We start from the raw sequence: 8,060 nt of genomic DNA on the forward strand, positions 1-8,060 counted from the left end.
TCACCTCAATTCTTTTCCATCACGCACTGAAGCGGATGCTGGTGCTGGCGTGCGAAATCCATCACTTGGGTCACCTTCGTCTCGGCCACTTCGTAGGTGTAGACCCCGCACTCACCCACCCCGTGCTGGTGCACATGGAGCATGATGCGCGTGGCCGCCTCCCGGTCCTTCTGGAAGAAGCGTTCGAGGACGTGGATGACGAACTCCATCGGCGTGTAATCGTCGTTCAGAAGCAGGACCCTGTAAAGGCTCGGCTTCTTGGTCTTGGGCTTGGTCCGGGTGATCACGGAGGTGCCGCGATCGGGCCCGTTCGGACGGTCGTCGTCCGGCCCCTGCGACCGGGTCGCCATCATTCGGGCCCCATGCGGAGCCGCCCGTTCGTTCAAGGAGTTCACGTTCGCCATCGCTCGATATGTATGTGCGCCGATCGACAATTTAAGACGCCTTCAGGATGCGGCAAAATTTCGTCCCGCCGAAAGGGGCTGACATCGAGGTGCCGCCCCCGGAATCGCCGGAATGACTGGAACAGTGCGGCTCCGACCGGACGCCGCGCAACGAAAAAAGGCCCGGCGGGAAGCCGGGCCTTTTCATGAATGCGTCCCCGAGGGGAACGATCCCGATCGCGAGATCGGATCAGTTCGTGTGGTTGGCGGCCTGGTTCGCCATGTTCTGGGCGAACTGCTGGTTCTGCTGGGCCGAGGACTCGAGCGGGCGATAGGCCTCGCGCGCGATGTCCTGATAGATCTCGCCCATCTTGGTCGCCTGCGACACCCAGGCCTCGTAGGCCGAACGGGCGTACTCGGACTGAACCTCGATCGCCTTGTCGAGCGTGCGCACCTGAGCGAGACGCTCCATCATCTGCGCGGACTGCTCGTAGGACTTCTTGGTGTACTCGGTCGCCTCGGCGGCGATCTGCTGGAAGCCCTTGGTCATGGCCGACATGGAGCGCAGCGCGTTGTCCATGTTGTCCTTACCAACCTTGTTGGCATCGGTGTATGCGTTCATCGAACTCTCCCTTGCATGGTTGGGTGACGGCGGGCAGCGTTCAGCGCCGTCTTCCTCCAGAATATATTGCACTGCACAAAAGCCCGCAAGGGGATGGTGCGGCGCGTCATGACGATTTTCGCCGTCGGTCGATCACGACAATTCGAGGCGAATGCCACAAACCGATCACAAGGTTCCGGCAACCATAAACGGATTGGTAAGACCGCCCTGCGTATCTTTCCCACAAGAAGAGATCGCGAAGACACAGTCTTTAGGACCTGGACAGGCGCTTGGCGTCGCGACCGGGGGCAGCATCTCGACACACGAACACGAGAGTGCCGCCCATGCCGCTGACCATGTCGACGATCACCGCCGCAGCGAAGCGCATGTCCCAGTGCCTGATGGCCGCCACCCTGATCGGCGGCGCGGTTCTCGCCATCGTCCCGGCGCAAGCCCAGGAATCACCGGACCGCTACTCTGCGATCGTGATCGACGCTAACAACGGCAAGGTCCTCTTTGCGCGTAGCGCTGACGACCGTCGCTATCCCGCTTCGCTTACCAAGATGATGACCCTCTACATGCTCTTCGACGCGCTGGAGAGCGGCCGGGCGACGCTGTCGACGCCGATGAAGGTTTCGGCCTACGCCGCCGCCCGTCCGCCCTCCAAGCTCGGCCTGAAGACCGGCTCGACGCTCTCGGTCGAGGAAGGCATCATGGGCCTCGTCACCCGCTCGGCCAACGATGCGGCCGTCGTGATCGGCGAGTTCCTCGGCGGCAGCGAAACCCGTTTCGCGGAGATGATGACCGCCAAGGCGCGCAAGCTCGGCATGTCGCGCACCACGTTCCAGAACGCCAACGGCCTGCCGAACGACGCGCAGATGACCACGGCCCGCGACATGGCGACGCTCGGTATCGCACTGCGCGAGCATTTCCCGCAGTATTATAAGTACTTCAGCACACGCAGCTTCAACTTCCGCGGCCAGACCATCGGCAACCACAACCGGCTGCTCGGGCGCGTCGAGGGCGTCGACGGCATCAAGACCGGCTTCATCAACAAGTCCGGCTTCAATCTGGTCACCTCGGTCGTGCGCGGCGACCGAAAGCTGGTCGCCGTCGTGATGGGCGGGCGCACGGCCCGCGCTCGCGACGACCATATGGCCGATCTCGTCAAGCAGTACCTTCCACAGACGAGCACCCGCGCCTCGACGGCTTTGATTGCTGCCTACAACCCGAGCGCCCGCGGCCCGGCCGTCACCGCCCACGCGGAAACCGTCGCGGAAGCCGTGCTTCCGAGCGCCGTGCCGGTGCCGACCCGCCGCACTTCGAATATCAACCAGCGCGTCGCCGAAGCCTACGGGGCCAACGCGACCGGCGCGATGAACGCGATCACGGCACCCGAGCGCCGCTCCGTTGTCGGCCGCGACGCGATCCGCGAAGCGCTGGAAGCCAACGACCGCGCCGCGCCGAACGTGGCGACCGCGCTGGCCGCGGCCCCCGTTCCCCGCGCCTCGATCCCCAACGTCATCACGCAGGCGGCGGCGACGCCGATGCCGACCGCCAGCCGCGAGATCGCGTCGGGTTGGGTTGTGCAGATCGCGGCCACCCCGGCCGAGGCCACCGCCTACGATATCCTGTCGGAAGCCAAGCAGCGCGCCGGCTCCGCGCTCGCCGGCGCCCAGGCCTTCACCCAGGCCGTCGCCAACGGCTCGCAGACCCTCTACCGGGCCCGGTTCTCCGGCTTTGCCGACAAGGCTGCCGCAAACGCCGCCTGCGATGCGCTGAAGAGCAAGGCCTACGCCTGCTACGCCATCGCGGCGAACTAACCAGCCTTCCCAGCCAACCCGAAACGTCGTGCGTCGCGCGGAGCCCTTCGGCTCCGGACGGTCCCCCTTTGCCCGCAGTTCTCCGAGCGTAACCGAGGTTCCCATGTCGTTCGAAACCGAAAGCGCCCTCCTGCCGACCTCCGAGCAGAAGTCGACCGTGATCGGGCTGCACCCGCTGCAGCAGGCGGCCGCACGGCTCACCGACTACCGCGACGGTCGCTCGCGCATGCGTGCCAAGGATCTCGTGGGTATGCTTCTGTGCCACGGCGCGCGCGCCTGGCGTGCCTCACAGCCCCGGTCGAACACGCGTCTCGTGGTGCGCTCGGCGTCCGGCAATCCGGCCGTCCGCATCGCGTTCGGCCGCTAAGGTTCAGAGAAGGCCGAGTTCCGCCAGTTCCAGGCGAAGGGTGGGCGGAAGCTCGGTCAAATCCGCTCCATCCCCGAGATCGGCCGGCGCATCCTCGGGTGTCAGGTAGCGCCAGCCCTGGAACGGCCGCTTCGGCAGCGGCCAGGTCCGGATGAAGTCCGGTTTCAGGACGATCCGGCACCGCTCGATCCCATCCTCGGTGCGAATCGCGTCGAAGCGCAAGATCGGCTGGCGCACCTGAACCTGCCCCTTGATGACCCAGAACAGCGAGCCGGCGCCGATCATCTCGTCGGCGCGCTTCGGCATGACGCGGGTTACATGGGTCTGCTCGGCGCCCGGTCCGGAGGACAGGCGGGTGCGAACATGGGCCTCCAGCTCTTCGACGCTGTCGACACCCACGCAAAGCTTGATCATATGGAGCGGCATGCGCGGTGTTTGCTCGCGCCTTCGGGCGCCGTCAAGGCAAGGTCGCATGTGACGGATCGGCGCCGCAGCGCCGTCCGTCAAACTTCGTCCCGTCGCTGTCACGAGCCATCATGCGCATCGCCGACATTTTCGACTTCCCGAACCTCCTCGCCTTCGGCGCCTTCCTCGGCGGCTGGATCGCCTACTCCTTCGTGGTCGAGTTTCCGGTCTTCGCTCGCCATGGCCTCAGCCGGCAGATGAACCGGCAGCGGGAGGTCTGGATGCAGACGCTCCTGAAGCGCGACCTCCGGATGATCGACACCGCGATCATGACCGGGCTTCAGCAGGGCACCGGCTTCTTCGCCTCCGCCTGCATCTTCGCCATCGGCGGCTGCTTCGCGCTGATCGGTTCGGCGGAGCAGATCGCGCTGATCGTCACCGACCTGCCGCTGGAGGGACACTTCGATCGCGGGCTGGTGGAGGCGAAGCTCCTCGGCCTCGTGACGATCTTCGCCTTCGCCTTCTTCAAGTTTGGCTGGTCGTACCGGCTCTTCAACTACTGCTCGATCCTCATCGGCGCGATCCCGATGCGGCAGGAGGCTGACGCCAACCCGGAAGCGGCGGAGGCAGCCGTGCGCCGCGCGCTGACCATGAACCGGATCGCGGCGCGGCACTTCAACGCCGGCCTGCGCGGCATCTTCTTCGGGCTGGCCTATCTCGGATGGTTCGTCGGCCCGCTGGTGCTGGTCGGCGCCACCGTTCTGGTGATCCTGATCCTCGGCCACCGGCAGTTCTTTTCCGACGCCAACGTCTCCCTGCGAGAGCCATGATGCCCGAGCACTTCGACCAAACCGCGCTGCGCGATGAGATTCTGCGCGCGGTGCATGAGCGCGGCGCGGGCAAGACGGTCTGTCCGTCCGAGATCGCGCGGAACCTCGCAGGTTCCGACGAGAAGGTCTGGCGGCTGCTGATGCAGCCGATCCGGCGGGCGGCGATCGACCTCTGGGACGAAGGGCGCGTCGTCATCAAGCGCAAGGGCCGGCACGTGGCGCCGGCCGACCTCAAGGGGATCTACCGCCTGTCCCTCCCCGACGGGGCCTGATCGTCAGGCGCGCGGCGCGGGAAACAGGGCGTCGATCTTTCCGGTCATCCGGTACACCGCGAGACCGAGATACTCCCGGATCGCGAAGTGCACCTTCTCGAGGTTGCGCACGGTCGTCGCGGACGGTCGATAGACGGCGGAGCCGGAGGGCGTCTGGTAGTCCGTCGGATAGGGAAACACGTCGAAGCCCGCGACCCGGAAACAACCGACGGCGCGCGGCATGTGGGCGGCGGATGTCACGAGCAGCCAGGTCTCGCCCGGCTTCGGCTCTGCGATCTCCCGCGTGTAGACGGCGTTCTCGACCGTGTTGCGCGAGCGATCCTCGAGCTCCAGCCGCTCCGGGGCAAGCCCAAGCGCCGCGAACAGCTTCTCGGCCATCGATGACTCGGTGATATCGGCCTCCAGCATCGCCGCGGCGCCGCCGCTGAAGACAACGCGCGCCTGCGGGAACTGGCGGGCGAGCGCCATGGTTGTCGTGATCCGATCGGCGGCGTCGTTCAGTTCCAGCTCGCCACGCGTACGTCCGATGCGCGTGTCGAACGAGCCCCCGAGCACGACGATACCCGCGACGTTGGCGGGAAGCTGAGGCTTGGGAAACCGGTTCTCCAGAACGCTCAGCATCAGGAGCCCGAGCGGCGTCAGGCTGACGATCGCAAGGATGAAGAACGACGTGCCGACGAGGCCGAGCCCGAGACGCGGCATCTTGAGCAGAAAGGCCAGGATGCCGGCCGACCCGATCAGGAGGATGATCACGAGCGGCTGGACGACGAACCAGAGAATCTTGGACGCGGCGAAGAACATGGATCCGATCGTTTCTGGCTAACGCAGCCGCATCGTGTGCGCCGGTGTCAGCGATCGTCCCAGCGGGGCGCGAAGGCCGGATTCACCAAGCGTTGGCGGCTCCGCGACATCTCGTGCAGGCGGCGACGGTCCTCGTCCTGAAGCTCGAAGTCGAAGACGTCAAGGTTCTCGACCAGTCGCTCGGGCTTCGACGTGCGCGGGATAGCGCCCATCATCGGCTGCTCGATCTCCCACCGGAGCACGACCTGCGCCGGCGTCTTGCCGTAGCGCTGCGCCATCTCGACGACCGCGGGATCGGTCAGGAGGTCCTTGCCCTGGCCGATCGGCGAATAGGCGATCATCGCCATGCCGAGACGCTGGCAGGCCTTGTGCACCTTCTCCTGCGATAGGCGCGGATGGTACTCAACCTGATTGCAGATCAGGGGATGGCGGCTGAGTCCGGCGGCTCGCTCCAGCAGCGCCGAATCGAAGTTCGCCACGCCGATGTGCCGGGTCAAACCGTCCTCCCGGGCCCGGTTGAGGGCGTCGATCGTCCCCTCCAGCGGGATCGAGGCGTTCGGCCAGTGGATCAGCAGGAGGTCGACCGCGCCGATGTCGAGCGCGCGGACCGCCGCCTCGGCCGAGCGGCGGAAGTCGCTTGGCGCGAGGTCGTCGGTCCAGACCTTGGTGGTGACGAAGAGTTCGTCGCGGTCGATCCCGCTCGCGCGGATGCCCTGCCCGACCTCCGCTTCGTTTCCGTACATGCGGGCCGTGTCGAGGTGCCGGTAGCCGGCGCCGATCGCCTTGCCGACCATCTCGACGCAGGTCTCGCCCTCCAGACGGTAGGTTCCGAGACCGATCGCGGGGATTCTGGCACCATTAGCTTCGATGATCTTCATGGCATCCATCCCCGTCTCGCTTCCGTGCGGCGGCCCGACCGGTCGCCTTCGATAGCGATTTCAGATAGGCGGGATGCCGTCAGGACCAGAGGAGTTCACCATGAGCGCAACCCAGCCCGCCCGGTTCGGCTCGCGCGTCGAGCTTCTCGATGTCCTGCGCGGCGTCGCTCTGCTCGCCATGCTCGTCTACCATTTCACCTGGGATCTCGAGTTCTTCGGCTACCTGCCTCCGGGATATGCGCAGGTCGGCGGCTGGCGCCTGTTCGCACGATCGATCGCGATCAGCTTCCTCGTCCTCGTCGGTTTGAGCCTGTTCCTCGCCAACCGGCACGAAATCCGCTGGCCGTCCTTCGGAAAGCGGCTCGCGCAGATCGTCGCCGGCGCTGCCGTGATCTCCGTCGCGACCTACGCCTTCACGCCGGACTCGTTCGTCTTCTTCGGCATCCTGCACCTGATCGCCGTGGCCAGCGTCATCGGTCTTCTGGCGATCCGCCTGCCGTTCGCTCTCAATCTCGTGCTGGCCGCCGTTCTAATTGCGCTGCCGCTCGCCGTCTCGACGCCGCTCACGGACTCGCGCTGGCTCGCCTGGATCGGGCTGTCGGACCGCCCGCCAATCTCCAACGATTTCGTGCCGCTGATTCCATGGCTCGCCCCCGTCCTCGCCGGCGTCGCACTGGCGCAGATGGCCGAGCGGTTCGCGGTCTGGCCGCGCCTGCGACGGCTGAACGGCCGGTTCGGTCCAGCGCGCCATCTTGGCCGCCTCGGCCAGCATTCGCTCCTGTTCTACCTCCTCCACCAGCCGATCTCGATCGGCCTTGTCGCCGCCTTCGCCTGGATTTCGCCGCCCGACCAGACCGCCGCCTTCGATCAAAGCTGCCGCCAGACATGCCTTCAGTCGCGCGATGAAGGCTTCTGCCAGCGATATTGCGGATGCGTGCTGCAGGACCTGACCCGCCAAGATCTTCTCGCCGACCTTCTGGCCGGGCGTCTCGACGAGGCGAAACAGCAGATGGTGCGCCGGAGCGTCGACCAGTGCTCGTTCTCAGCCGAACCTTGATCCGTCAGCTGGTGGGCGAAATGCCGAGTTCGGCCATGCGCGTGAGACACGCTTCCTCGGCCTGATCGAGTTCCGACAGGAGATCCTCGATATCGCGGCGCTTCTGCTCGAGTTCGGCGCGGCGCTCGCTGACGCGGCGGATGATCGTGCGCAACTGGCCCGCCTCGCCCGGCGGCGTGCGGTACATGCCCATGATCTCGCGAATCTCAGCGATCGAAAATCCTAGGCGCTTGCCGCGCAGAATCATCTTGAGGAGCTGGCGGTCGGAATGCCGGAACAGCCGGGTACGGCCGCGGCGAATGGGGGCGATCAGCCCCTCGTCCTCGTAGAAGCGAATCGTGCGCGTGGAAATGTCGAATTCCCGCGTCAGTTCGGTGATCGTATAATAGTCGCGCATCCGGCAGCCCCTCTACGGGCGAGACAAACCAGATTGACGTAAAAGTCAATCGCGACGCAATCCGACAGCCTCGCGAGGCAGCGAGGCTTATCTCAGAACAGCAATGTCATGAAAATCAAGAAAGGCTGGTGCGGTCGAGAAGACTCGAACTTCCACGGGTTGCCCCACAGCGACCTCAACGCTGCGCGTCTACCAATTCCGCCACGACCGCACGCCGTGTTCCGGTCCGAAGGCCGGCCCGGTCTG

General features: G+C 65.7%; 11 protein-coding genes and 1 tRNA gene. 5 read left to right on the forward strand and 7 right to left on the reverse strand.

Translation table 11 applies throughout. The annotated features are described in order from the left end of the window. Nucleotides 1-5 precede the first annotated feature (5 nt). Nucleotides 6-350, reverse strand: a complete 345-nt coding sequence (gene clpS, locus QZ753_RS20205; RefSeq protein ID WP_055885587.1) for an ATP-dependent Clp protease adapter ClpS — start codon at nucleotides 348-350, stop codon at nucleotides 6-8. A gap of 283 nt (nucleotides 351-633) precedes the next feature. Beyond that, the gene (locus QZ753_RS20210; protein ID WP_294646373.1) at nucleotides 634-1,005 is read right to left on the reverse strand and encodes a phasin family protein; all 372 of its coding nucleotides are present in this window, start codon (nucleotides 1,003-1,005) and stop codon (nucleotides 634-636) included. A gap of 323 nt (nucleotides 1,006-1,328) precedes the next feature. Here QZ753_RS20210 and QZ753_RS20215 point away from each other — a divergent pair, with 323 nt between their 5' ends. Both QZ753_RS20215 and QZ753_RS20220 read left to right on the forward strand, forming a co-directional pair. Beyond that, on the forward strand, nucleotides 1,329-2,807 hold the full coding sequence (locus QZ753_RS20215) for a serine hydrolase (RefSeq protein WP_294646374.1): 1,479 nt from the start codon (nucleotides 1,329-1,331) through the stop codon (nucleotides 2,805-2,807). Nucleotides 2,808-2,910: 103 nt separating this feature from the next. After that, complete coding sequence (locus tag QZ753_RS20220; protein WP_294646375.1) at nucleotides 2,911-3,174, forward strand: hypothetical protein; 264 nt, start codon at nucleotides 2,911-2,913, stop codon at nucleotides 3,172-3,174. Between the two features lie 3 nt (nucleotides 3,175-3,177). On the opposite strand, the gene QZ753_RS20225 is transcribed toward QZ753_RS20220, so the two are convergent. Further along, a complete protein-coding gene (locus QZ753_RS20225) occupies nucleotides 3,178-3,600 on the reverse strand; it encodes a DUF1489 domain-containing protein (protein ID WP_294646376.1) in 423 nt (140 codons plus the stop codon). 110 nt (nucleotides 3,601-3,710) lie between these two features. On the opposite strand from QZ753_RS20225, the gene QZ753_RS20230 reads away from it, so the two are divergent. Together QZ753_RS20230 and QZ753_RS20235 are read left to right on the forward strand one after the other, a co-directional pair. After that, nucleotides 3,711-4,409 (forward strand): DUF599 family protein, encoded by a 699-nt coding sequence (locus tag QZ753_RS20230; RefSeq protein ID WP_294646377.1) that lies wholly within the window; start codon nucleotides 3,711-3,713, stop codon nucleotides 4,407-4,409. Then, a complete protein-coding gene (locus tag QZ753_RS20235; RefSeq protein ID WP_294646378.1) occupies nucleotides 4,409-4,681 on the forward strand; it encodes a DUF3253 domain-containing protein in 273 nt (90 codons plus the stop codon). Before QZ753_RS20230 ends, QZ753_RS20235 begins: the two co-directional genes overlap by 1 nt. A 3-nt stretch (nucleotides 4,682-4,684) precedes the next feature. On the opposite strand, the gene QZ753_RS20240 is transcribed toward QZ753_RS20235, so the two are convergent. Both QZ753_RS20240 and QZ753_RS20245 read right to left on the reverse strand, forming a co-directional pair. Further along, nucleotides 4,685-5,482, reverse strand: coding sequence for a YdcF family protein (locus tag QZ753_RS20240; RefSeq protein ID WP_294646379.1), 798 nt, complete (start codon nucleotides 5,480-5,482; stop codon nucleotides 4,685-4,687). A 47-nt stretch (nucleotides 5,483-5,529) separates the two neighbouring features. Beyond that, nucleotides 5,530-6,360, reverse strand: coding sequence for an aldo/keto reductase (locus QZ753_RS20245; protein ID WP_294646380.1), 831 nt, complete (start codon nucleotides 6,358-6,360; stop codon nucleotides 5,530-5,532). Nucleotides 6,361-6,460: 100 nt separating this feature from the next. On the opposite strand from QZ753_RS20245, the gene QZ753_RS20250 reads away from it, so the two are divergent. Further along, nucleotides 6,461-7,417, forward strand: coding sequence for a DUF1624 domain-containing protein (locus tag QZ753_RS20250; protein WP_294646382.1), 957 nt, complete (start codon nucleotides 6,461-6,463; stop codon nucleotides 7,415-7,417). A gap of 4 nt (nucleotides 7,418-7,421) precedes the next feature. On the opposite strand, the gene QZ753_RS20255 is transcribed toward QZ753_RS20250, so the two are convergent. Both QZ753_RS20255 and QZ753_RS20260 read right to left on the reverse strand, forming a co-directional pair. Continuing rightward, the gene (locus tag QZ753_RS20255) at nucleotides 7,422-7,814 is read right to left on the reverse strand and encodes a MerR family DNA-binding transcriptional regulator (protein ID WP_055885566.1); all 393 of its coding nucleotides are present in this window, start codon (nucleotides 7,812-7,814) and stop codon (nucleotides 7,422-7,424) included. A gap of 126 nt (nucleotides 7,815-7,940) precedes the next feature. Beyond that, nucleotides 7,941-8,025, reverse strand: a tRNA-Leu gene (locus tag QZ753_RS20260). Nucleotides 8,026-8,060: the final 35 nt, after the last annotated feature.

This window comes from uncultured Aureimonas sp. (assembly GCF_913775355.1).
In the GTDB taxonomy this organism is placed as follows: Bacteria; Pseudomonadota; Alphaproteobacteria; order Rhizobiales; family Rhizobiaceae; genus Aureimonas.

What these genes read in the sequence shown, in the direction of transcription:
- QZ753_RS20255 (WP_055885566.1), bottom strand. Translation starts at nt 7,814, where the DNA reads ATGCGCGACTATTATACGATCACCGAACTGACGCGGGAATTCGACATT.
- clpS (WP_055885587.1), bottom strand. Translation starts at nt 350, where the DNA reads ATGGCGACCCGGTCGCAGGGGCCGGACGACGACCGTCCGAACGGGCCC.
- QZ753_RS20250 (WP_294646382.1), top strand. Translation starts at nt 6,461, where the DNA reads ATGAGCGCAACCCAGCCCGCCCGGTTCGGCTCGCGCGTCGAGCTTCTC.
- QZ753_RS20230 (WP_294646377.1), top strand. Translation starts at nt 3,711, where the DNA reads ATGCGCATCGCCGACATTTTCGACTTCCCGAACCTCCTCGCCTTCGGC.
- QZ753_RS20245 (WP_294646380.1), bottom strand. Translation starts at nt 6,360, where the DNA reads ATGAAGATCATCGAAGCTAATGGTGCCAGAATCCCCGCGATCGGTCTC.
- QZ753_RS20210 (WP_294646373.1), bottom strand. Translation starts at nt 1,005, where the DNA reads ATGAACGCATACACCGATGCCAACAAGGTTGGTAAGGACAACATGGAC.
- QZ753_RS20220 (WP_294646375.1), top strand. Translation starts at nt 2,911, where the DNA reads ATGTCGTTCGAAACCGAAAGCGCCCTCCTGCCGACCTCCGAGCAGAAG.
- QZ753_RS20225 (WP_294646376.1), bottom strand. Translation starts at nt 3,600, where the DNA reads ATGCCGCTCCATATGATCAAGCTTTGCGTGGGTGTCGACAGCGTCGAA.
- QZ753_RS20240 (WP_294646379.1), bottom strand. Translation starts at nt 5,482, where the DNA reads ATGTTCTTCGCCGCGTCCAAGATTCTCTGGTTCGTCGTCCAGCCGCTC.
- QZ753_RS20215 (WP_294646374.1), top strand. Translation starts at nt 1,329, where the DNA reads ATGCCGCTGACCATGTCGACGATCACCGCCGCAGCGAAGCGCATGTCC.
- QZ753_RS20235 (WP_294646378.1), top strand. Translation starts at nt 4,409, where the DNA reads ATGCCCGAGCACTTCGACCAAACCGCGCTGCGCGATGAGATTCTGCGC.